This window comes from Gluconobacter sp. DsW_056, assembly GCF_002153595.1.
Taxonomy (GTDB): Bacteria; Pseudomonadota; Alphaproteobacteria; order Acetobacterales; family Acetobacteraceae; genus Gluconobacter; species Gluconobacter albidus.
Genome location: NZ_JOPF01000005.1, coordinates 1 through 23545 on the forward strand (window position 1 = coordinate 1; position 23545 = coordinate 23545).

Annotated in this window: 21 protein-coding genes; 12 read left to right on the plus strand and 9 right to left on the minus strand. The window is 58.2% G+C overall.

Going from position 1 to position 23545, the window contains the following annotated elements:
- Positions 1 to 267 precede the first annotated feature (267 nt).
- Positions 268 to 1200 (plus strand): retroviral-like aspartic protease family protein, encoded by a 933-nt coding sequence (locus HK22_RS04555; RefSeq protein WP_158093538.1) that lies wholly within the window; start codon positions 268 to 270, stop codon positions 1198 to 1200.
- A gap of 3 nt (positions 1201 to 1203) precedes the next feature.
- Here the strand turns inward: HK22_RS04555 and HK22_RS04560 are convergent, their stop codons facing one another.
- Positions 1204 to 2742 (minus strand): aldehyde dehydrogenase family protein, encoded by a 1539-nt coding sequence (locus HK22_RS04560; protein ID WP_086648555.1) that lies wholly within the window; start codon positions 2740 to 2742, stop codon positions 1204 to 1206.
- A gap of 236 nt (positions 2743 to 2978) precedes the next feature.
- On the opposite strand from HK22_RS04560, the gene HK22_RS04565 reads away from it, so the two are divergent.
- Positions 2979 to 4136 carry an iron-containing alcohol dehydrogenase gene (locus HK22_RS04565; RefSeq protein WP_086648501.1) on the plus strand — a complete coding sequence of 386 codons (1158 nt, stop codon included), beginning with the start codon at positions 2979 to 2981 and terminating at the stop codon, positions 4134 to 4136.
- Positions 4137 to 4166: 30 nt separating this feature from the next.
- Here the strand turns inward: HK22_RS04565 and HK22_RS04570 are convergent, their stop codons facing one another.
- Positions 4167 to 4757 carry an NAD(P)H-dependent oxidoreductase gene (locus tag HK22_RS04570; protein ID WP_086648502.1) on the minus strand — a complete coding sequence of 197 codons (591 nt, stop codon included), beginning with the start codon at positions 4755 to 4757 and terminating at the stop codon, positions 4167 to 4169.
- Between the two features lie 123 nt (positions 4758 to 4880).
- Between HK22_RS04570 and HK22_RS04575 the strand changes: the two genes are divergently transcribed.
- Entirely contained in the window at positions 4881 to 5828 is a 948-nt protein-coding gene (locus HK22_RS04575) for a LysR family transcriptional regulator (RefSeq protein WP_086648503.1), read from the plus strand.
- Here HK22_RS04575 and HK22_RS04580 read toward each other — a convergent pair.
- Entirely contained in the window at positions 5803 to 6705 is a 903-nt protein-coding gene (locus HK22_RS04580; protein WP_198945480.1) for a S1/P1 nuclease, read from the minus strand. The two genes, HK22_RS04575 and HK22_RS04580, sit on opposite strands and share 26 nt — an antisense overlap.
- Before the next feature lie 545 nt (positions 6706 to 7250).
- On the opposite strand from HK22_RS04580, the gene HK22_RS04585 reads away from it, so the two are divergent.
- The 4 genes from HK22_RS04585 to HK22_RS04600 all read left to right on the plus strand — a co-directional run bounded on the left by HK22_RS04585 (position 7251) and on the right by HK22_RS04600 (position 12908).
- Entirely contained in the window at positions 7251 to 8897 is a 1647-nt protein-coding gene (locus tag HK22_RS04585) for a lactate permease LctP family transporter (protein ID WP_086648504.1), read from the plus strand.
- Positions 8898 to 9323: 426 nt separating this feature from the next.
- Positions 9324 to 9941, plus strand: a complete 618-nt coding sequence (locus HK22_RS04590) for a sorbitol dehydrogenase family protein (RefSeq protein WP_062027489.1) — start codon at positions 9324 to 9326, stop codon at positions 9939 to 9941.
- A 20-nt stretch (positions 9942 to 9961) separates the two neighbouring features.
- On the plus strand, positions 9962 to 11599 hold the full coding sequence (locus HK22_RS04595) for a GMC family oxidoreductase (RefSeq protein ID WP_086648505.1): 1638 nt from the start codon (positions 9962 to 9964) through the stop codon (positions 11597 to 11599).
- On the plus strand, positions 11592 to 12908 hold the full coding sequence (locus HK22_RS04600; RefSeq protein WP_062027485.1) for a cytochrome c: 1317 nt from the start codon (positions 11592 to 11594) through the stop codon (positions 12906 to 12908). The genes HK22_RS04595 and HK22_RS04600 overlap by 8 nt, the downstream gene beginning before the upstream one ends.
- An 81-nt stretch (positions 12909 to 12989) precedes the next feature.
- Here the strand turns inward: HK22_RS04600 and HK22_RS04605 are convergent, their stop codons facing one another.
- From HK22_RS04605 to HK22_RS04625, 5 genes are all read right to left on the minus strand, one after another.
- The gene (locus HK22_RS04605) at positions 12990 to 13244 is read right to left on the minus strand and encodes a hypothetical protein (RefSeq protein WP_062027483.1); all 255 of its coding nucleotides are present in this window, start codon (positions 13242 to 13244) and stop codon (positions 12990 to 12992) included.
- Positions 13245 to 13431: 187 nt separating this feature from the next.
- Positions 13432 to 14970 carry a glycerol kinase GlpK gene (gene glpK / locus HK22_RS04610; RefSeq protein WP_077802580.1) on the minus strand — a complete coding sequence of 513 codons (1539 nt, stop codon included), beginning with the start codon at positions 14968 to 14970 and terminating at the stop codon, positions 13432 to 13434.
- Between the two features lie 51 nt (positions 14971 to 15021).
- Positions 15022 to 15918, minus strand: coding sequence for an MIP/aquaporin family protein (locus HK22_RS04615; RefSeq protein WP_062028389.1), 897 nt, complete (start codon positions 15916 to 15918; stop codon positions 15022 to 15024).
- A gap of 36 nt (positions 15919 to 15954) precedes the next feature.
- A complete protein-coding gene (gene glpD / locus HK22_RS04620) occupies positions 15955 to 17535 on the minus strand; it encodes a glycerol-3-phosphate dehydrogenase (RefSeq protein ID WP_086648506.1) in 1581 nt (526 codons plus the stop codon).
- A 118-nt stretch (positions 17536 to 17653) separates the two neighbouring features.
- Complete coding sequence (locus HK22_RS04625; protein WP_086648557.1) at positions 17654 to 18439, minus strand: DeoR/GlpR family DNA-binding transcription regulator; 786 nt, start codon at positions 18437 to 18439, stop codon at positions 17654 to 17656.
- 267 nt (positions 18440 to 18706) lie between these two features.
- On the opposite strand from HK22_RS04625, the gene HK22_RS15305 reads away from it, so the two are divergent.
- Positions 18707 to 18997, plus strand: coding sequence for a hypothetical protein (locus HK22_RS15305; RefSeq protein ID WP_233142417.1), 291 nt, complete (start codon positions 18707 to 18709; stop codon positions 18995 to 18997).
- On the plus strand, positions 18940 to 19095 hold the full coding sequence (locus tag HK22_RS15310) for an RcnB family protein (RefSeq protein ID WP_231865248.1): 156 nt from the start codon (positions 18940 to 18942) through the stop codon (positions 19093 to 19095). Before HK22_RS15305 ends, HK22_RS15310 begins: the two co-directional genes overlap by 58 nt.
- A 20-nt stretch (positions 19096 to 19115) precedes the next feature.
- Here HK22_RS15310 and HK22_RS04635 read toward each other — a convergent pair whose 3' ends face one another.
- Positions 19116 to 20060, minus strand: a complete 945-nt coding sequence (locus tag HK22_RS04635) for a ribokinase (RefSeq protein ID WP_086648558.1) — start codon at positions 20058 to 20060, stop codon at positions 19116 to 19118.
- 333 nt (positions 20061 to 20393) lie between these two features.
- Between HK22_RS04635 and HK22_RS04640 the strand changes: the two genes are divergently transcribed.
- The 3 genes from HK22_RS04640 (at position 20394) to HK22_RS04650 (ending at position 23504) form a co-directional block, all read left to right on the plus strand.
- Positions 20394 to 20621, plus strand: coding sequence for a YtcA family lipoprotein (locus HK22_RS04640; protein WP_233142403.1), 228 nt, complete (start codon positions 20394 to 20396; stop codon positions 20619 to 20621).
- Positions 20622 to 20623: 2 nt separating this feature from the next.
- Complete coding sequence (gene mdtN / locus HK22_RS04645) at positions 20624 to 21673, plus strand: multidrug transporter subunit MdtN (protein WP_086648508.1); 1050 nt, start codon at positions 20624 to 20626, stop codon at positions 21671 to 21673.
- 118 nt (positions 21674 to 21791) lie between these two features.
- Positions 21792 to 23504, plus strand: a complete 1713-nt coding sequence (locus tag HK22_RS04650) for an FUSC family protein (RefSeq protein WP_086648509.1) — start codon at positions 21792 to 21794, stop codon at positions 23502 to 23504.
- The last annotated feature ends 41 nt before the right edge of the window (positions 23505 to 23545 follow it).

The following is a 23545-nucleotide window of genomic DNA, read 5'->3' on the forward strand; positions in this document are numbered from 1 at the left end:
CCTCACCGACACAAGGCTCCCCGTCGAAGTCAATCAGCAAAACGCTTTCGTCAGAGCTTTTACAAGGTAATCTTGAGCGGGTTGGTCGTATAAACCATTTGGTTTTTATTACAAAACACGACAGTATCCGTTCAGGACTTCCTGACCAGTCAACAAGGATCAGTGATGGGCAGACTGACCTTACTGCGCAATCTTTCTGCCCTCGCGATAGCTGCACTCACACTTAGCCCTCATGTGTATGGTCGGACCATCCATGACTGTGTCACAATGAGCGAAGTCCTTCCCTTCCTCAATCCGGCTGGCGCTCCCGTCATTCATGCCCAGATCAATGGTCATGATGTCGGCTCTTTCTTCTCGACATTCACAACACGGACCAGCGTCTGGGATGCGAAAGGCTTTGATTTTTACCGGCTCGACCCTGTCAGAACCATGTCAGTCACAGGAACGGGCGGGAACTATTCCACCACAATCGAAAGCCTCCAGATCGGTCATTCCGTACTCAAGGACATGACGGCATTACTGGTCAACGAGCGGCCACCCAAAACGCCGGATGGTCTGCTTCTGATGATGGACCTCGGATGGGACATTCTGGGACAATATCATCTGCTGATCGACAGATATTCGCAGAAAATTGGAATTTTTACTTACGATACCGCTGCGGACTGCCCGGATATCGGAACACTTCTGAAAAACCCGGGGCCAGCCATTCCTCTGATATCCATTGATGATGAGTCTCCGCAACTCAATCAGATGACGGCTCTTCTGGATGGCCACAAGGTGGACATGCAGATCAATACGAGCGCCAACCGCTCCATTATCCAGCAATGGGTAGCGCGGAAGATGGGGATTTCACGGCGTATGCTCGCGCAGGATGACGAAATCCGCGTTGGCGCTGGCGACGTCCTGCTGGGGCACAGGCATCATTTCAGCACGCTGCAACTCGGCTCACACACGCTGCATGACATCACCCTGGATGTCGTCCCTGATGCGGAATTCAATATTCTGGGAATGGACGTCCTCAAGCATTTCAACGTCCTGATCAACCCTATGGCCGGTAAACTCTGGCTGGAGGACTACGTTCCTCCGCCCGGCCATATGGAGGAAAAGGCCCTCCCTTGGTCGCCGACCCATGACCGGCTGAGCATCACTCACGCCAGCGAGGAAAAGCAGGCTCCTCCTCTCCCCGCCGGACCACAATGAAACTCAGGCTTCTGTCGAACCGCCGTCCACGTCAAACGTCACACCCTGTGCCAGCGGCAGCGTGCGCCCATAATTGATGGCATTGGTCTGCCGCCGCATATAGGCCTTCCATGAATCCGAACCGGACTCACGACCACCGCCCGTCTCTTTTTCGCCACCAAACGCCCCGCCGATTTCCGCACCGGACGGTCCCATATTCACGTTTGCAATGCCACAATCCGATCCCCGCGCAGACAGGAACTGCTCCACTTCCCGGATATCGGTCGCAAAGATCGAAGACGACAGCCCCTGTACCACGTCATTCTGAAGCGCGATGGCCTCCTCGAGTGTGTCATATTTCATGACATACAGGATTGGCGCGAACGTCTCTTCCAGAACCGGCCCCACTTGAGACGGCATTTCAACCAGTGCCGGGCGCGCATAAAATGACGCCTCCCCGTTCACATCGACGCGGGTTCCGCCATGAACCGTACCGCCCGCATCTGCCGCAGCCTTGAGACTGTCCTGCATCATTATGAAGGAAGCCGCGTCAATCAGGGGTCCGACAAGCGCCGCTCCCTCGATCGGATTACCGACCGAAATGCTCCTGTAGACATTCACCAGCTTGGGCACGAGCGTGTCGTAAACGCTGGAATGGACGAACAGACGCCGTAATGTCGTGCAACGCTGACCCGCAGTTCCCATCGCGCCGAACGCAACAGCCCGCAGCGTCAGATCCAGATCGGCAAACGGCGTGACGATGGACGCATTGTTGCCGCCGAGTTCCAAAATGGAACGACCGAAACGACGTGCCACGCGCTCGCCCACGTCACGGCCCATACGGGTCGAACCCGTTGCGGAAATGACCGGCACACGGCGGTCTTCTACCATCAGTTCGCCAATATCACGTCCGCCGACGAGCAATGTGCTGAGCGCAACTGGCGCATCAGTGCCGAAGCGCGCTGCGGCCTTGAGGAACAGAGCCTGGGTTGCCAGTGCGGTCAGCGGTGTCTTTTCCGAAGGCTTCCAGATCACGCTGTCACCGCAGACCAGCGCCAGAGCCGCATTCCACGACCAGACCGCAACCGGGAAGTTGAATGCCGAAATGATACCGACGGGCCCTACAGGATGCCACTGTTCCGTCAGGCGATGATCCGGTCGTTCGGAGGGGATCGTCAGGCCGTACAGCTGGCGGGACATACCGACCGCGAAATCGCAGATATCAATCATTTCCTGCACTTCGCCCAGACCTTCGGACGGAACCTTGCCCACTTCCAGCGTCACGAGCCGACCAAGGGCTTCCTTGTTCGCCCGCAATTCCTCTCCCAGCAGGCGGACAAGCTCACCACGACGCGGCGCCGGCACCGTGCGCCAGACCCTGAACGCCTCTGCCGCACGGCCGATCGTCGCCTTCGCGTCTTCCGCGCTGATTTCCGCAACTTCCGCAATCCGCTCGCCCGTCAGCGGCGACGTTACCGCCAGAGTACCTCGCGTGTAGAGATCAGCCGACACGCCAAGGCTGTCGAGAAGCGTTGTAACTTCGGAGCGGAGAGAGGCAGCCATCGTTCTTCCTGTCTGGGTTTCATAGCACTTATCCCATTCACAAACCGTTACGACCCGCACGTCAAGATGATCCCGGAAACACTCTCCCCTGACAGGCACATATTTTCCGGTCTGGGTGAAACGCCAAAAAACCGTTAGGATCAGGTCAGACACAGCCATGCCGTCATCCTGCACAGGCCACAAAGGCTGCATTAATGACGGCGCAATCAGAAACACCCGCTCTGAAGGCAGCACCCATGCAGAATTTTGAATTCTACAATCCCACGCGCATCATTTTCGGTGAGAATACGATCCCGAAACTGGCGGAACAGGTCCCGGCCACTGCCCGCGTCCTGATCCTGTTCGGAGGAGCGAGTGCGGAGCGCAACGGAACACTCCCGGCCGTGCGCGAGGCGCTTGATGGACGTTTCACACGGGAGTTCGGAGGCATCGAAGCCAATCCGACCTTCGAGACGCTGATGAAGGCGGTCGAACTGATCCGGAACGAGAAACTGGACTTCCTGCTGGCCGTCGGCGGCGGCTCCGTCATTGACGGCACCAAATTCGTCGCCGCGGCCGTGGATTTCGAAGGCGATCCGTGGAGCATCCTCACGACGCATGGTGCAAACGTCAAAGCCGCGATGCCACTGGGAACGGTCCTTACTCTGCCGGCAACCGGTTCGGAGATGAACAGCTTCAGCGTCATCACCCGTCAGGCCACCCGCGAAAAGCTGGCTTTCGGCAGCCCACACGTCTTCCCGCGCTTTTCGGTTCTGGACCCAACCCGCACCTATTCCCTACCCGTCCGGCAGATTGCAAATGGCGTCGTGGATTCTTTCGTCCACATCATGGAACAGTATCTTACCTATCCGGCAGACGGTCTGGCTCAGGACCGCTTTGCCGAAGGGCTTCTGCTCAGCCTAATCGAAATCGGGCCAAAAGTCGTTTCAGAACCCGAAAACTATACGCTCCGCGCCAATTTCATGTGGATCGCAACACTGGCGCTCAACGGGATCATAGGTGTCGGCATGCCGCAGGACTGGTCCACGCACAGCATCGGACACGAACTTACGGCGCGTTACGATATCGACCATGCTCGGACGCTGGCCATCGTGCTGCCGTCCATGCTGCGTGTCCGGAAGGAAGCCAAACGCGGCAAACTCCTGCAATATGCAGCCCGCGTCTGGAACCTGCATGACGGCACGGAAGACGAGCGGATCGAAGCCGCCATTGTCAGGACAGAGAAGTTTTTCGAAAGCCTCGAGATTCCGACCCGCCTCTCCGCTTACGAGATCGGCAAAGACGGCATCGACCCACTGCTCGCGCAGCTTGAAGCCCACGGCATGACTGCTCTGGGGGAACAGTCTGAAGTCACTCTGGACGTCAGCCGCCGCGTACTCCAGCTGAGCCTGTAAAACTGGGGGCGGCTCAGGCCGCCCCTCCTTTCACGATGCAGTCCCGATGACATCTTTCAGATGCTGGGCATAGGCTGCGAGCGTTGCGTCCACATTCGGCGCCTTCATCACGTCCGTCGCCAGAAACGTCGGAAGCGCGGACATACCAAGAAATTCGTGGGCCTTGTGAAAGGGAAAATAAACCCCGTCTACGCCGCGCCCCCCGAAGAACTGATCGGGGTCTGTAAAGGCGTCTTCGGGCGCATTCCAGGTAACCGACAGCATGTAATTCTTGCCCTGTACCAAGCCACCGGAACCATATTTGCGCTCCGGATGCGCGCGACTGCGGCCGTCATTGGCATACAGCTTTCCATGACCTGCCGTCATGACTTCGTCCATGTATTTCTTGACGGTCCAGGGCACGCCCATCCACCAGCCGGGGCATTGGTAAATAACCAGATCGGCCCACAGGAAATGTTCGACCTCCTGCTCGACGTCATATCCGTCATCAATTTTCGTCTGGCAAATTTCGTGCCCGCTTTTAGAGAGGATGTCAGCAGCACAGGCCTGAAGCGTGTCATTCAGCCGCCCGTGGGAATGGGCAAAGGCCTTGCCGCCATTCAGAAGAAGAATTCTTGTCATGATTGCATATCCATTGTTGTCCCATTCCGGGTCCGTTAGAGCATCATGGACTTATGAAACCCACTTGATAAGCGTCGCGATCTCCACAAAATCTGTGAAGCAGTTTCACAGATGAGGCAGAAAATGGACAACCGTTTCGGCGAGATGAAAATCTTTCTACGCGTGGTGGAGAGCGGCAGTTTTTCCGAAGCCGCCCGCCTGTCCATGATGACGCCCTCCACGGTCAGTAAACTGATCGGGCGCGTGGAAAGTCGTCTGGGTGTTCAACTTGTAGAACGCTCGACCCGTAAACTATCCATCACACCCGAAGGACTGGCCTATTACGAACGGGCGCAGGCCTTGATTGCGGAACTTGACGACATCGAAGGTTTCCTCTCCAGAAAAACCGTCCAGTTAACAGGTACGATACGGATCAATGCATCCGTGCCGTTCGGAGCGTTAATGGTGGAGCCGCTGCTGCCGGAATTCTGGACGGCATATCCTGACATCGTGGTGGACCTATCCCTGTCCGACGAAATGGCAGACCTGTATCTGGGCCGGACGGATATCGCATTCCGGGTGGGGAAACTTCAGGATTCCAGCCTGATGGCGCGTCATCTGGGAAATGTCCCCCGGCTGATCGTCGGGGCGCCGGATTATCTGGAGCGGTTCGGTCGGCCTGAGAGCGTGAGCGACCTGGAGCGTCACCGGTGTCTGGGATTCAATTTCCGGCGCGCGGCTCCGGTCTGGCCGTTGCAGGATCGCGAACGGATCGTGGACAGGATCGTCCGGGGGCCGCTCTTGGCCAATAATGGCGAAACCGTCAGACGCGCTGCAATCCGTGGCGCCGGGCTGGCCCGGCTGGCGGAATATCATGTCCGCAAGGATCTGATGGCGGGGCGCCTGGTTGAAGTTCTTGCAGATACAGGCACACGGGACGAGGAGGAAATCCACGCCCTCTATCAGGGCGGAAAACGGGCCCCGCAACGCATCCGGGCGTTTCTGGACTTCGTTGTTCCGCGCCTTCAGGCCAGTCTCAGCCCCGATTTCAGCTCTGGCCTCGACCTCAGTCGTTACCCAGAGCCGTGTTGAGAACGGCAGCCAGACGCACGCCAGCCTGTTCAAGACGCAGTTGCATGATCGGCCAGGTCAGTTCGGTATAAGCTTTGCCAACATCGGCGCCCTTGTTTGCCGGAAGCGCGCCATAAGCCACGCTGCGAGCCAGTAAATGGCTCTCATCGGCCCAGTTGACAGTGGCATCGTGAACGTCGCCAGCCGCCAGATCCTGCACCCAGTATTGCGCCTCGTCCGGCGTAATCAAGGCTCCGAGGCGATCGGCTTCCTGCTTCGCGCGGGCGGGGTCGATGCTGTAGAACGGACCAACATGCAGGTTCGCTTCATGGTCGATCACCCCTTCATCCCATAGGGAATGCAGGTTCATGTGACCATTCGCGTTATTGCCGAAATAGGTCAGGTGAATCGCATTGCCACCCATGTCCTTGTTCCGCTCGGCGGCATGCAGGGGTTGGTGGATGTCCCCCATCAGGTGAACGACCCATTTCAGCGCAACCAGACGGTCCTGAGGCGATGCATGCGTATCAGCAAGGACACTGATTTCTTCGGGAAGTTTTTCAACAACACAGGCACGGTCCGGACAGTCGCGGGCCTGATCATAAGCCGGATGAGACACATCGATATCGACGTAATGCCATTTCAGCGTCTCGGGAGCGCCCCCCTTCTTCTTCGGAACATGGCCGATCGTATCAGGCCATGAGGCGACCTGATCGAGGGTCTGATGATTTTCAAGCGCCAGCAGGGCTGTGGCGGCCTTCTGGGCCTGCGGCGTCAAACGCTCCTGTGCGATATCTGCCACGATGGCGTGACCATACGGCCCCCAGGCAAATGCGCTGGAAGAAAAAGCAAGCATGCCGGCCCCGATCAGGGACGCACAGAGAACACGAAACTGCATGAAAAACCTGACTACCCATCTCTGGAAATGACGTTACCCCTGTCTCTCACCCTTTCGAGAGCACCACAAGGCATGGCGTTGTTACAACACGTGCAGGTCCTGAGGAATTACACAGAGGAGATCCGCAATAAAAAATCTCTGGAATGGCCTCATATCATTCACAATTTTTGATTCGGGAAATAAATTTTCTTCCAATAAAAAACTACGCCACTCAATATTTCGAATGATTGACATCCAATCATTGGATTTATTTCATATCATCCCGAGATAGTTTCTCGTTCACGTCGGTAGAGAGACAATTTTCTCCAAAATTCCCTGCATCCATCAGGATACTTTACCGATAAACATGAAACGCCATTCAAATTGAATTGGAGCCTTATTCTTGATAATCCAACTATTAAAAACAGTATGTCATAAAGTTTACCATAAGGCACAAAATATCATCATTGCCATTATTATTTTCAAAAAATACCATTTACCCAAGAAAGCACGACAAAGACACAATTCGCTTAAAATCACTTAATTTTTATTTTGGAGGCTCCAGAATGTCACCCTGGGCACAGGTTTACGATCCAATAGGCAACATCTGGATTTCTGGAGCAGTCGCCCTTATTCCAATCCTGTTTTTCTTCTTCGCCCTTCTTTATATGCATATGAAGGGTCATATTGCTTGCACCATTACTGTAGGTATTACTTTCGCACTCGCTGTCCTGTTTTACGACATGCCTGTTTTCACGGCCCTGGCCGCCTGTCTGTATGGCTTCGCTTATGGATTATGGCCGATTTCGTGGATCATCATCGGCGCAGTCTTTCTGTACAAGATTTCCGTCCGGACGGGTCAGTTCGACATCATCCGCCATTCCATTTCCACCGTTTCAAAAGACCAGCGCATTCAACTCCTGCTGGTCGCGTTTGCTTTCGGGGCCTTTCTGGAAGGAGCGGCCGGCTTTGGCGCGCCTGTAGCCATCACGACAGCGCTGCTCGTCGGGCTTGGTTTTCCGCCGATCTATGCCGCCGGCCTGTGCCTGATCGCTAACGCTGCACCCGGTGCATTCGGCGCCATGGGTATTCCCGTGATCGTCGGCGCGCAAGTGATCGGGGCAGAACCTTATGCTGTGGGTCGCCTGGTCGTGATGCAGCTTCTTCTGATCGGCATCATCATTCCGTTCTGGCTGGTCGCGGTTGTGGACGGGGTCCGAGGCATTCGTGAGACGTGGCCTGTCATTCTCTTCACCGGCGTCGTCTTCGCACTCACACAATCTCTGACGGCACTGCTGATCGGACCGGAACTTCCTGACATCATCGCACCGCTGGTGACGATGGTGGCCATCCCGGTCTTTCTACGGTTCTGGAAGCCAAGCCGGGTTTTTCGTTTCGACACCGGCGATACGGCCGCCGATGCCGTGGTCGACACTACATCCTATACGCCGTCGCAGATCCTGCGGGCATGGTCTCCGTTCATCATCCTCACGACCTTCGTCGCCGTCTGGAGCATCAAGCCCTTCAAGGCGCTGTTTACGGCGGATGGCCCACTGAACTGGACGGTTCTCGTCATCCAGTTTCCGGGGTTACACAATCTGGTCCTGAAAACGGCTCCGATCGTTGCCAGCCCGGCCCCTTACGCCGCAATCTTCAAGCTGGATTTCATATCCTCTGTCGGGACAGCCATTCTGCTGGCCGGTGTGGTGACTGTTCTGTTCCTGAAGATGCGCCCTGCAGACGCCCTGAGGACATTCCGCGACACCCTGCATGAACTGCGTATTCCGATTTACGCCATCGGTATGGTGCTGGCTTTTGCATTTCTCGCAAACTACTCCGGCCTTTCCACCACGCTGGCTCTGGTTCTCGCCATGACCAAGGGCGCTTTCACGTTCTTTGCTCCGCTTCTGGGCTGGCTCGGGGTGTTCCTCACAGGCTCCGATACGTCGTCCAACGCCCTGTTCGGCGGACTTCAGGCAGCAACCGGACGGCAGATCGGGGTGAGTGGAGAGCTTCTGGTTGCAGCGAATACGGTGGGCGGCGCCGTAGGAAAGATGATTTCTCCACAATCCATCGCCGTGGCTTCGGCGGCCGTCGGGCTGGTCGGACGCGAAGGTGAACTGCTTCATTTCACTCTGAAATGCAGCATCATTCTGGCCGTTCTGGTGGGACTGATCACGACAGCGCTGGTTTTCATGGGAGTAGGCACCTGACTCATCGCTGAACTGAGAGCGTTTATGACCGGGCGCAGGAGAATTTCTGCGCCCCTTTTCTTTTTCAGGGCCTGAAGAGATTGAGGAATTCCGCTACAAAAATTGATTGAGAAGCATTCTCAATAACAATAATGACCGCCGCAGGAAGATTCTGACACTCATGTCCCTGGCATGAAGACTCCTGACAATAACGTACCACCGAAATCTTCAAAATTTTTCGGGAACCATAATAAGATAACGGACGTTTTCGCTTTCTATCCTTTCGCCATATCGTCCGGAAACTTTATCTTTCATGGGATTATTTACCGATAATCAGCGCTCCACGGTTGCATGATCACGCGACGTCTGTAGGTTGCAGACCTCTGTAAGGTGACACTGATCACGGTCATGTCATCCGTCTCGAGTGTATGAGAAGAGTGATCCTACATGACGAAAGATCGTCACTGCCCTCTTGTTAACCTCCATGCGTCCTCCCCCAATGCCATGCGCCTGAACCGACTGATGCGAATGTCGCGCCGCGATACGCTGATGACAGGCATGGCGGGTATGGGCGTTCTGGCGGTTGGTAATGCCGTGGCCGCAGACCCCACGACCAGCACTGATCCTGAACTTGAGCGCTTCATGACAGTGTCAGCACGTCTGACAGACCGGGCGTCTCTCGATCCGCGGATCGGTCAGGCATTATACGAGCGCATTCTCCAGTCCGGCCCGGAGCGCAAGGCCCAGCTTTCAAAGCTCGCAGCGCTTCTGGAGAGCGGGACTTACGAAAACGCTTCCGCCTTCGCCAAAGCCGCCGAACAGGCTGATCCGGTATTCAAGGACGTCATTCATGACATCATGACCGGCTGGTATCGCGGTGTCGCGGACGGCAAGGTCGTGGTCTATCGCTCGGCCCTGATGTTCGACGTCACCAAGGACGCGATCTATCCCAAGACCTACGCCGCGGGCGGCCCATTCTACTGGACGACGCAGCCTCCCGAAGTCGACAAGCCGACCGGCGCGCCTGCGCTGTCGCCCTCCAAGTTCGACGTGGAACCTACCTGAGAGCGGGAACAGCATCTCTTATGTCTTCTGATCAGAATCTCTCCGCCGATGTCGTGATCGTCGGGTCCGGCGTGGCTGGCAGTTCCATTGCGAACGAACTGGCGCGTGCTGGCATTTCCGTCATCGTGCTGGAAGCCGGCCCGCGTGTGGACCGTCAGCATTTCGTGGACAATTTCCGCAATCTGGAAAACAAGCCGTCCTATCAGGGCCCCTTCCCGTCCACGCCCTGGGCCGTGCATCCGCCCAACCAGATGACGCCAAACCAGTATCTACATACGAGCGGCCCGAACGCGGAAGCCTATCAACAGGTCTATCTGCGGATGATGGGTGGCACGACCTGGCACTGGGCCGGATGTGCATGGCGCTACCTTCCGTCGGATTTCGAGCTTAAGACCCGCTATGGGCAGGGCCGTGACTGGGCGCTGAAATACGACGATCTTGAGCCATTTTATTATCAGGCCGAAGTCATGATGGGCGTATGCGGCCCGGACCCGAAGGTCGAGGATCTGGGCTCTCCCCGCCAGCAGCCCTACCCCATGGAAGCGCTGCCGATTTCCTATGCGGCGCAACAATTCCGCAAGCTCATCAACGAAAAGACCCCCTATCGCGTCGTGCATGAGCCGCAGGCCCGCAATACGCGGCCTTATGACGGCCGTCCGACCTGCGAGGGGCACAATAACTGCATGCCGATCTGCCCGATCGGCGCGATGTATAATGGCGGCTATTCCGTCTATCACGCCGAGGCCGCCGGGGCGAAGTTCGTGCCCAATGCTGTAGTCTATAAAATCGAGCGTGACAGCGCGAACAAGAAGGTGACGGCCGTTCACTACTACGATCCAGACAAGGGATCGCATCGTGTGACGGGCAAGTACTTCGTGGTCGCCGCACACTGCATCGAGACGGCCAAGCTGCTGCTGCTTTCAGCCGATGAGCAGAGCCCCGATGGTGTCGCCAACAGCTCCGGCCATGTCGGCCGGAACATGATGGATCATACGGGCGTGCAAGTGACGTTCATCAGCGGCGACAAGGCCCTGTGGCCGGGACGTGGCCCGCTTGAAACCAACGTGATCGACAATTTCCGCGATGGCGACTGGCGCGGTGACCGTGGCGCGTATCTCGTGCACATGGTTGATGACAACCAGGTTGATTTCGCAACGCAGCTTGCGATTTCAAAGGGTTATGTCGGCAAGGATCTGGAAGATCAGATCCGCTATCTGGCGTCCCATACGGTCCGTCTGTTCAGCCATAACGAGGCCCTGCCCGATCCGGACAACCGCCTGACGCTCAGCAAGACACACAAGGACGCGCTCGGAATTCCGCATCCGGATGTCTATTACAAGCTGCCGGAGTACACGGTCCGCAGTTGCGAGCATACGCGCGGACTGTTCAAAGACCTCATCGGCCTGATGCATGGCACGGATGAACAGTGGACGCCGGGCTATTTCCCGCAGGATCATCCTTCGGGCAGCACCATCATGGGCGTAGACCCCAAGGACTCCGTGGTGGACGGCCATTGCCGGACGCATGACCACGAGAACCTGTTCATCGCAAGTTCGTCTGTGTTCTCCACGGTCGGGACCGGGAACATCACCCTCACCGTCGCAGCCCTTGCGCTTCGTGTTGCCGATACGCTGAAAAAAGAACTGCTCCATGCCTGATTTCAAAACCGTTTTCTGGTCTTTTCTTGTTGGTGGAACGGTTCTGAGTGGACTGTCTGCCCCTGCTGCGCGGGCGGCGGATGTAGATCAGGATGTCATGAACCGTGGCGCCTATCTTGCCACGGCTGCAGACTGCATCGCCTGCCACACCAAGCCGGGTGGCACGCCGTTCGCGGGTGGACTGAAGATCGCCACCCCCATGGGCGACATTATTTCCACGAACATCACGCCTGACGCCGATCATGGGATCGGCAAATACTCGGAGCATGATTTCGAGCAGGCCCTCCGCAGGGGCAAGCGCCGTGATGGCCAGAACCTGTATCCCGTAATGCCGTATGTTTCCTACGCGGCCATGACGGATCAGGACGTTCACGCGCTCTATGTGTGGTTCATGAACGGGGTGAAACCTGTCGCGCAGACGCCGCCCGCCACGCAACTCAGCTTTCCGAGCAATATCCGCCTGACGCTGTCAGGCTGGAACATGCTGGCGGGGACCGAGACGCAGGAAACAGGCGATTCTGCGAGTTATGACAGAATGCGCCGCGGTCGGTATCTGGCCATTGCGCTCGAACATTGCGGAACCTGCCACACGCCGCGCAACGTCATGCTGATGGAAAAGTCGGACCAGTATCTGGCGGGAAGCCCACTGTCCGGCTGGTACGCTCCAAATATCACACCCAGCAAAACAGGCGGGATCGGAGACTGGAGCGAAGACGATCTCGTCCAGTATCTGCGCACGGGCCGGGCCAAAGGCAGAAGTCAGGCAGCCGGACCGATGGGAGAAGCTGTCGAACACAGCACGAGCCATCTGACGGATGCAGATCTGCATGCACTGGCGGCGTTCGTCCGTCAGATCAAACCGATCGACGATGCTTCCGACCATGAGCCGCGTGACGGTTTTGGCAAGGCGAACGACATCCCCGACCTGCGTTCGGGCAACCTGACGCGGATCGATAACCTGTCGCAGAAAGCCCCGGAAAACCTGTTTGATGCCAACTGTGCCGCCTGTCACGGGCAGAACGGCGCGGGCACCGTCGATCAGTATGCGCCGTCGCTTTACAAAAATTCCGTGGTCGGTGCGGGCCGTCCGGACAATCTGATCATGACAATCCTGACGGGTGTGAACCGCAAGACGGCGGATGGTCATGCCAGCATGCCAGCTTTCGGCAGCACTTCAGATGTGCAGCGTCTGGATGATACGGAAGTCGCGAGTCTTGTGAACTATGTCAGTAAGACCTTCGGCAGCGGCACCTATACAGTGACCGCGGATCAGGTCGCAAAGGTTCGCAAGGACCACACTCCGCACTGAGCGCCACCAGTCACGGGCAACGATAAAAAAGGGGAGATGGAGCAGATCCACCTCCCCTTTTTTTATCGAAAAAACTGCGGGTCAGCCTTCGCTGGAAGGGCGCTTTGTCAGCCGCAGCAGGAAATACGGCACGAAGAAATAGAGCGCGATCACGACCATGAGTGGTTTGAGAAGCCAGTTCATGTTCTGGTGCAGCAGCGACTGGCTGAGAAGATTGCTCAGACCCATCATGCAGATCACCGAGAAAAGGCAGGCCAGATTGGCAAAAAATCCACGATCGCCGTTGATCTCGCGCAGTTGCTGAAAAAACGACCTGGACTGCGGCGCAACGCTCATGAGGGCATACTTCCTGTTCGTCGGCAGAGCATGGGAAAAGCACGCCACTCGTGGTTTTCATGCTGCCGGGCGGTGGGGAAGGATACTGCCAAGTTCGGCAGGATCAAAGCCTCAACTCGATGAAGCAGAGCTATTGAAAAAAACCGGCGCCTTTATGGGGCGCCGGTTTTCAGAAGTTATTGACCGCTCAAGCCGCCTGACTGGAGACTGCGGCGACTGTAGCGGGCGCGGCCACAGCAGGAGGCGTCAGCGTGCGACGGACGGCATCATGCCAGCCATCAATCATGATACGACGCTGCGCCGGGTCCATCTTCGGTGCGAAAACACGCTCCTGCTTCCAGGTCGCCGCGACTTCGTCCAGGCTCTTCCACAGCCCGACCTGCAATCCGGCAAGGAATGCTGCGCCAAGAGCCGTGGTCTCAATATTGACCGGCCGCTCGACCTCAGCCTTGAGCATGGAAGACAGGAACTGGGCGAACCAGTCATTAACTGCCATGCCACCATCAATGCGCAGGATACTCGTGCGCATGGCACCATCTTCACGCATGGCGCGGATCAGGTCATAGGTCTGATAGGCTACGGATTCCAGCATGGCGCGGGCAATATGAGCCTGCGTGGAGCCGAGCGTCAGGCCACAGATCAGGCCGCGTGCATCGGGATCCCAGTGCGGGGCACCGAGGCCCACGAAGGCCGGAACCATATATACGCCGTGGCTGTCCGGGATACGGGTTGCCATGTCATCGGTCTGGGAGGCATGCGTAATCAGCTGCAACCCGTCGCGTAGCCACTTGATGCCCGCGCCAGCCACGAAAATGGAGCCTTCCAGCGCGTAGAAGGTCTTGCCGCCAATACGGTAAGCGATTGTGGTCAGCAGACGGTTGTTGGACATGATCGGCTTTTCGCCAGTGTTGAGCAGCATGAAGCAGCCCGTACCGTACGTCGCCTTGGCCATGCCTTCATGAAAGCACGCCTGCCCGATGACGGCAGCGTGTTGATCGCCTGCCATGCCGCCGATAACAATCTTCTCACCGAACAGCTTGGCTTCCGTTTCGCCGAAATCGCTGCTGTTGTCACAGACTTCCGGCAGAAGGGCGCGCGGCACGTTGAAAAGCTGGAGCAGTTCGTCATCCCACTGCTGGGTATGGATATTGAACAGCGACGTGCGGCAGGCATTGGTGATGTCGGTCGCGTGTTTACGGCCACCCGTCAGGCGCCACAGCAGGAAACAGTCGATCGTTCCCGCCGCGAGTTCCCCGGCTTCCGCACGGCGGCGCGCATCGGGAACATGATCGAGGAGCCAGGCAATCTTGCTTGCCGAGAAATAGGGATCCAGCAGAAGCCCGGTCTTGTCGCGAACCATGGCTTCCTTACCCTGCTGACGCAGGATGCTGCACTCATGGGCCGTCCGGCGATCCTGCCAGACGAGCGCACGGTGGATGGCCCGGCCCGTTTCACGGTCCCAGATCACGACGGTTTCGCGCTGGTTGGTGATGCCCAGAGCGGCAATCCGCTCCGGACCACCAACCTCGTCGATGGTCTCCCGCGCTGTGGCAAGCACGTCACGCCAGATATCCTCGACGTCATGCTCCACCCAGCCGGGCTCGGGGTAATGCTGCGGGAACTCACGGCGGGAAAGGGCCAGAGCCTGCGCATCCTTTCCAAAAACGATGCTGCGGGTCGAGGTCGTGCCCTGATCGATGGCGAGGATGCAGTCTTTCTTGTTCATGATGTGCACTCCGGCAAAAATCTTGAAAGTTCGGGAAATTTCAGACTGATTTCAGGAAACCCTGTTGACGGCCGGGAAGGCAGGATCGTCAGGATTGGACACGACCAGAACCGGCTCGGCGGGATTGATTCCGGCGGGGGAGACGATCACCGTCTGCTCCAGATAGCGCGGCATGAACGGACGCAGACCGAACTGATAGACCGCTGCACCGATCGGGCCACCGATCAAAGGAGCAACGATGGGTACCCAGAAGTAGTTGCCCGGTGCCGGCAGTGCGCTCTGCCCCCAGCCCGCGAAGAAGCAGAACAGGCGCGGACCAAAATCACGGGCCGGGTTGATGGCCCAGGCATCCAGATAGCCGCAGGACGCACCGATGATCGCTACCAGAAGACCAATGATCAGCGCGCTGGAATTCGCCTGAGGTGCCTGTGTATTGTACTGGCAGGTGATCGCAAAAATTCCGAAAACCAGAACGGCTGTCAGAACCAGTTCGTCCCAGAACGCATGCGACACCGTGACGAAATCGCCGGGATGGGTGAAGAACACGCCCGCAGCACCGCCATCAACGCCGCGCGTCAGGTTATGCGCCAGGTTGAAGTGGTCGATAACCGGGACATAGAGCGAGTAAATCAGTGCCGCACCCGCAAAGCCACCCAGAACTTGAGCGCTAATGTAGGGAAGCACTTTTTTCCACGAAAAGCCACGGAACATCGCCAGTGAAAGGGTGACGGCCGGGTTTGCATGGGTTCCGCTGATCGCGCCAGTGGCATAGATGGCCACCGTCACGCCCAGACCCCAGACGATACACACGCCCCAGTAAGCCGTTTTGTACGGGCTGGGGTCGTAGAGCGAGTACATGGCCGCAACGCCATCTCCGAAGAGAATGATGATTGCGACTGCGAAGAACTCCGCAAGGAGTTCACCAAGGTAACGCCTGTTTTCTGACATGACTGATATCCGCCATGAAAAATGAAGCAAAAATGGTCAGGCGACGTTCTGACGCACGACCGGATCGGGATTGGAGACGGAGGCAACACCTGCGGACAGACGCTCCTCCACATAGGTCTGAAGAGCCGCGCGATCGGCATCGCTGACAAACAGGCCAAGCCGTGAACGACGCCACAGGATGTCCTCGCCGGTACGGGCCCATTCGTTGTCGATCAGGTAGTCCACTTCCCGCGCACTGAGCGTATCGCCGAACATCTGGCCCATACCCTGCGCATCGGCTGTGGCGATTTCATACGCCCGCAGGCCGTAATTGCGCATCAGGCGCCACGAACTGCGCTCGGACAGGTGCGGGGCATATCCCCGGAAGCGCCGGAGCTGTGCCTCGAAATCCTTCGGAGCAAATTCGCCGCCCGGAAGCGGCGTTCCGTCCGTCCAGCCCGGCTTGCGCAGGACAGGAAGATGTGGCGCAAGCTTCTCGACAGCATGTTCCGCCAGTTTGCGGAAGGTCGTGATCTTGCCGCCGAAAACGGACAGGATCGGCGCGGCAGTCGCATCCACATCCAGCACATAATCGCGCGTCACAGCCGAGGCATTGCCCGAATTGTCGTCATAGAGCGGACGCACGCCAGCGTAAGTCCAGACGACATCATCGGGACTGACAGTTTTCGTGAAATAGCGGTTCACGCTCTCGCACAGATAGCTGATTTCGTCAGGCGAGATGTCGACCTTCCCAGGATCCTTCTCCCACGGAACGTCCGTGGTCCCAATCAGGGTGAAGTCCTGCTCGTAAGGAATGGCGAAAACGATCCGCTTGTCCGGGTTCTGGAAAATGTAGGCCTGCGCCCCATCAAAGACGCGCGGAACTACGATGTGGCTTCCTTTAACCAGGCGCACCTTGTTGCGACTTGGCACGTTCAGGCGATCCTGAAGCAGTTCCGCAACCCATGGACCAGCGGCGTTGATGAGAGCTTTCGCCTGAACGGTGCTCTGCTCGCCCGTACGGATGTTTTCGAGGGTTGCGGTCCAGTTTTTCGGGCCACGAACAGCCTTGACGAGGCGAGTGCGGGTCTGAACGTTCGCACCGACGCGCACGGCATCCATGGCGTTCAGAACCACAAGCCGACTGTCCTGCACCCAGCCATCCGAATATTCGAAGCCGCGCACATACTCCGAACGCAGCGGTTTGCCCGCCAGAGCAGACCGCAGGTTCAGCGCCTTCGTCTTGGGAAGGGTCATGTTCGGGCACAGATGATCGTACAGAAACAGCCCCGTACGCAGCAGCCAGGCCGGGCGCAGCATTTTCGAATGCGGCAGGACAAAGCGCATCGGCCAGATGATGTGCGGCGCAATCTTCAGCAGACGCTCACGCTCCATCAGGGCCTCGCGGACCAGCCGGAACTCGTAATATTCGAGATAGCGCAGACCACCGTGAATGAGCTTGGTGCTGGCAGACGATGTATGGCTTGCAAGGTCATCCTGCTCGACGAGAAGCACACTCGCTCCCCTGCCTGCGGCATCTCTCGCAATTCCGCAACCATTGATCCCGCCGCCAACGACCAGCAGATCGTAGGGCACGGACGGGGTGGCCGCAGATGAAACCTCGTGAATCGATGACATCATGATCTCCTGTCATCACGCTCCAAAACGAGCGGTCGATGTTCGTTTTGGAGCATGTTGAGCGATAAAGAAAGAGTTTTATGTTATTCGTAACGCAATAGTGTTAGAAGATGCGGCTTTATTCGTGATTTTCAGCCACATGCAGCGTGACGCCTGCAGCTTCCAGAAGCCGCTGGAAGGATTCGGAGACCGGACGATCAGTGATGAGATCGTCGATATCGCGCAGATCCCCTACCCTGCCCAGCGGGTGTCGCGTGAACTTCGTATGATCCGCCAACAGTAGAACACGTCGTGAGTTCCGGATGATTGTCCGGGCACACTGGATTTCCTCCAGATCGAAATCCAGCAACGTGCCATCTTCCTCGATCCCGCTGATCCCGATCACGCCAAATTCCGTGCGGAACGAGGACAGCGTGTCGATGGCTGTGGCGCCGAGAATGGCGCCATCCTGCGGGCGCAGCTGCCCCCCCGCAATGATGGTATGAAAATCTGTCCGTCCCGACACCAGCGAAGCCACATGCAGGTTGTTCGTTACGATCCGCAGATCCCGGTGGCTCGTCAGGGATCGGGCAAAGGCTTCCGTCGTGGTGCCGATATTGATGAACAGGGACGAACGATCGGGAATCAGCGCCGCGGCATAACGTCCGATCGCATCCTTGGCAGAAGAATTGAGGATCTGGCGGGCGTCATAATCCAGATTTTCTACCGTGGAGACCGGCGTCGCGCCTCCATGATGGCGACATAGCAAACCCAGTCCCGCAAGATGGGTCACATCCCGGCGAATGGTCTGGACCGCAACGCTGAAATGCTGCGCCATCTCCTCATTGGCCATGTAACCCTGACTGCGAACCAGACGTACGATCTGGTCCTGTCTCGGGCTGGTGGAGGACGGATCGTAGGGCATGATATGTGGTCCGGACACGAAATGTGAGAAAGCGAACATAAGCGCACATTTTCTGTCACGGGAAGCCCGCGATATTGCCACCTTCCTTCCAGACGCAGGAAAGCAACCACCGGGCCTCACAGACCGTTACAGATCGTGCTCCAAAAGCCATATTCCGGCCATGTCAGAAGATTTACCTGACGCTTGCATGCGCGGAACGGAACAACCGGGTCTGAAGGTGAGTTATGAAGACAAGATTATTCGCAGGATTGATGGCAGGCTGCCTCCTTGCCGCAGCCCCTCTCGCTTCCGCCGACCCGCGCGACGCAGGCCCCCGGGGCGGACCAGGGAATGGGGCAGCGGGAAATGGTGGACCCGGATGGCACGGGGGCCCGGGACGGAATGGCGATTATCGCGGTGGCGGCCGAGGCGACCATGACCGCGTCTGGCGCCGGGGGGATCGTTATGACGGCCCTCGTGGCGGCCGTTGGGCTGTCAACAACTGGCGCAGCTATCGCGGCCTGTATGCCCCACCCCCTGGCTACTACTGGACGCGATATAATAACCAGTTTCTGTTGACAGCTCTGGCGACCGGTCTGATCGCAGGAGTCGTCACTGCCAATAACATGACGCCCCCTCCTCCTCCCCCGCCCGGATATGGCCCGGGACCGCGCTGAAAAACAGCTTCCCGGCTGCTTCAGCCCTGAATCAGCGCCGCGACCTCGCTCCACTCCGGTGCAGCGTCCGCGGCGCCATGACGCGTCGTGGCCAGAGCGCCACAGGCGGAGGCGATCCGGGCGGCTTCCGGCAGGGTTTCTCCACGGGCCAGTGCAACGGCAAGTCCTGCATTGAAGCAGTCCCCGGCGGCTACGGTATCGACGGGAACAACCTGAAATGGCGCCAGATGCCCTGATGAAGTGCCATCGTGCCAGAACACCCCCTTCGCCCCCATCTTCACCAGAACGGCGCGGACACCCTTCTTCAGAAGAGCTTCCGCAGCGCTCTTCGCCTCTTCTACCGTTGTCGGTCGCAGACCGGTAAGGCTGAAGGTCTCGCTTTCATTGGGCGTAAGAATGCCGATCTCAGCCCAGAGGGCCTCAAGAAGCCCCTGTTCAGGAGCAGGAGCAGGATCAAGCACGACCAGGCCCCCTGATCGCTTCGTCTGGCGCGCCGCCGCCAGAACCGCTGTCTGCGGGATTTCAAGCTGAAGCAACAGAACCTTCGCCCTGTCCAGCCAGGGCGAGGCCAGCATGACATCCGTTTCGTCCACCGCCATGTTCGCTCCTCCGGCGACGGTGATGCAGTTCTCTGCCGAGGCGTCGATCCCGATCAGCGCAATGCCGGTCGGGTGCTCGGAATCGTCACGCAGCGGCGACAGATCGACGCCGAACCCCTCAAGGCTGGCCCGCGCCTGCGCCCCGAAAGCGTCGCACCCTACACGCCCGGCGAGGGCGACATCCACATCGAACAATCGCGCCAGCCTTGCTGCGGCGGCAGCCTGGTTACTGCCTTTTCCACCCAGCCCGATCACATAACTGTCGGCATGAACGGTCTCGCCCGGTCGGGGAAGCCGCTGGCTGCGGGCCGTCAGATCAATATTGATACTGCCGAAGGAAAGGATCAGAGGCGTCCGCAAGGTCATGTCCATCAGGTCGGAAACTGGAGAAAGAGAGAATTTTTCAAGCCTGCTTATCGGATGGCCCGCCCCCCTTCAAGCGCGCCAGCCGACAGACCTACGGCAATGAAACGCCAGGACATCATTATCCCTCTTCCAGTCCGGATACGCGCCTTCTTTGTGCAATTTTTCGCAGAAGCAGCAGTTTTCTTTTCTCGACTTCCCCCCCGGGTCGACAGGACTGTGTCTTTCGCAAATGAATGTGATAGGCTTCAGCACTCCTGATGGCCGCGCGAAAGTTTCCCGTTCCTTATGCGACCTGCCCGCCTTCGATCCTGCATTTCCGGCCCCGCTTTTCTCATGACGGGCGGATGCACTCTTCGCGGCGCTCCGGCTTTTCCGATCATGGGAGCCTATTTTCCGGGCTGGATGGCCTGCGCCCTGATCGGCGTGGCGACGGCTGTGGGCCTGCGTGTCCTCTTTCTGCTGACGGGGCTTGATGCGCTGCTCAGCTTCCGCCTCTTCACCTATGTCGCCCTTGGCGTCATAGCCGCACTGACAGTGTGGACACTGGTATTCGGACCCTGAACGTGCAGCGCATTCCTGTCTCCAGCAAAAAACCGGTCGGCATCCTCATCGCGGTCCTGTGCGTAGGGGCGGCTACCGCCTTCGGCGTACACGTCTCCCACGAGGACAGCGCGCACCCCTCTTCTGACAGCGGCATCATCGACGCGGAGGTGGTGCATATCGCCTCGGTCGTGGGGGGACGCCTGAAAGAACTCAACGTTTCGGTCAACCAGCATGTTCACAAGGGCGACGTACTGTACAGGATCGACCCGGAACCTTACGAACTGACGCTCCGACAGGCCAGGGCCAATCTGGATCTGGCCAATGCGGAAGTGGAGAACCAGACACGCCTGCTCAGCGTCAAGACCTCCAACGCAGCCACCGCCGGAGATCAGGTCTCCCGCGCCCAGACCAACCGGGATCTGGCGGCCCGGACAGTAGAACGGCTTCAGCCTCTGGCCGGAAAATCCTATATCCCCTGGCAGCAGTACGATCAGGCCCGTGTCGCCCTGCATGATGCCGAAATATCGTTGGCCCAGTCCCGCATCCAGTCCACAGCCGCCACAACCGCCATAGGCGACCTGAAAAGTTCCATCGCTGCACGCGACGCCAGTCAGGCAGCGTATGACCGCGTCCAGTATGAACTGCGACAGACGACGATCATTGCCCCTGCGGACGGATATGTCACCAGCCTGCGCGTGAAGGTCGGTGAGGTCCTGGCCCCCTCGCAGTCCCTGTTCACGCTGATCGCGGATAACGAATGGTATGCCATGGCCAATATCCGGGAAGGCGATCTCGATGCCGTCGGGATCGGCGACTGCGTGACGGTCCACTCCATGATTGACCGCAACACGCCGATCCGCGGCCATGTCGAGAGCATTGGCTGGGGTGTTCTTTCGGTAGATTCCTCCGGAATTGCCCGCTCCCTCCCCCTCGTGCCCCGACAGATGGACTGGGTCCATGTAGCCCAGCGCTTTCCGGTCCGTATCCAGCTGGAGAAGGCAAATCCGCTTCTGCTGCGGCTCGGCGCTACCGCGACAGTCGAGGTCCGGCATGGCGCTGCCTGTCCCTGAAACCTCCCATCCTCCGGATGTCCCGGTGGATCGGGACGTGACCCGGCCCGCACCGCCAGTCCGCCCATTGGGACTGGCGCGGATCTGGCGTCTGATAGGGGACCCTGCACCGGGGCGTATGGGCTACGCTCTGCGCATGGCCGCAGGCTGCACGACTACGGTTCTGGTTGGAGAAATCTGGCAGGTCCCCGATCTGGGCGTTCCAGCACTCGTAACGATGGCGCTCTGGCAGAAAGATCGCGTTACCAATGCTCTCGCCGGTGTGGCGGTGAACATCGTGGTGGTGCTCCTGCTCCTGCTGATCTATGGCCTGATCCAGCTCACGCTCGATCATCCGATGGAGCTGGTGATCGTCATCGCCATCCTGTCGTTCGGATTCTTTTTTCTGGGATCGGCCAGCAAACTCAAACCCGTGGCCTATCTCTTCGGCCTGATTACCGTATTCGGGCTGGTCGTGATTGATCAGGTCCCGGTCGGGGAAGTCATCACACGGGCAATTCTTTATACGGATCTGTTCCTGGCCGTGCCGGGAGCCGTCATGATCGTGCTCGGGCTACTGATCTGCCCGTCTCCCCGCAGGCTTCTGACCGATGACATCGCGGCCCGTCTTCGTATGGCATGTCACCTGCTGCGCGGTACGGATGATCGCACCCGCGAGCAGGCAACGGACATGCTGCGTACCGGCACGACGGACATGATGAAGTCTGCGAAGATGGCCAGCCTTGAAAAAATCTGGGCAGCCAGAGATCTGGCCTGCCTCAGACAGTCCGCGAGCAGCAGCGTCGCCGTTCTTGCCCTCGCCGATGAGGCAGGCCGAACCGGAATACCGGCAGAAGACGCAGCCCATCTGCTGGAAACCCTTGAAAAGATGGCTGCCATTTTCACGGATGGAGACTATCCGGCTGCCATAGAACGGCCTGCTGTCAGCCCTGCCTCTCCTGCAGCCTCCGCTCTGGCGGATATGCTGCCTGATTTTGCAACGCCACCGCCAGAGGGCGCCGCACCTGGCCTGAAGGAGAAAAAATCCGGCTTCTTTGCGGATGATGCTTTCAGCAACCCCGAGCATGTGCGCTTTGCGGTCAAGGGCACGGCTGGAGTCATGCTCAGCTACCTGGCGTTTATGGTGCTGGACTGGCCCGGTATCCACACCTGCATCATCACCTGCTTCATCGTTGCACTGCCCACGATGGGAGAAATGGTTTCCAAGCTGACGCTGCGTATCTCAGGGGCTCTTGTGGGCGGGGCAATTGGCATTGGCTCCATTATTTTCGTCATGCCCCATCTGGACGGAATCACCGGCTTTCTTGTGCTGATTTTCGGGGTATCCCTGCTCGCGGCCTGGGTCAAAACCGGAGATGAGCGGATTGCCTATGCCGGGTTTCAGATCGGCCTGGCCTTTTACCTGTCGGATCTGAAAGGCTTTGGCCCCACCAGCGACATGGAGACCGCCCGGGACAGGATCATAGGGATCATGCTGGGCAATTTCATCACCTATGCCATGTTCACAAGCTTCTGGCCGACGAGTGCGCGCGACCGGATTGGAGAAGGTCTGCGCAAACTGGCCGAAACCCTGCAACGACAGTCTCAGGCCCTGACGCCACAGGCGCGTGCGGAGGCCATTGCCAGTACCCAGTCCACCCTTCTGGAAAGCGAACGCACTCTGGAATATGTCATGGCGGAACCCATCAACACGCGCGTTGACCTGCCCCGCCTGCAAGAAACAAAACAGGCACTTGATGACGCTGGCCGTCTTTCGGAAGACCTGCTCGTCAATCCTGACAGAACAGACCTGACCGATCACACGGCGCGACTGGCAAGACTTGCTGGATAAGCTGTGGGGAATACTGCCACTTTCATGGAAATACTCCCCTG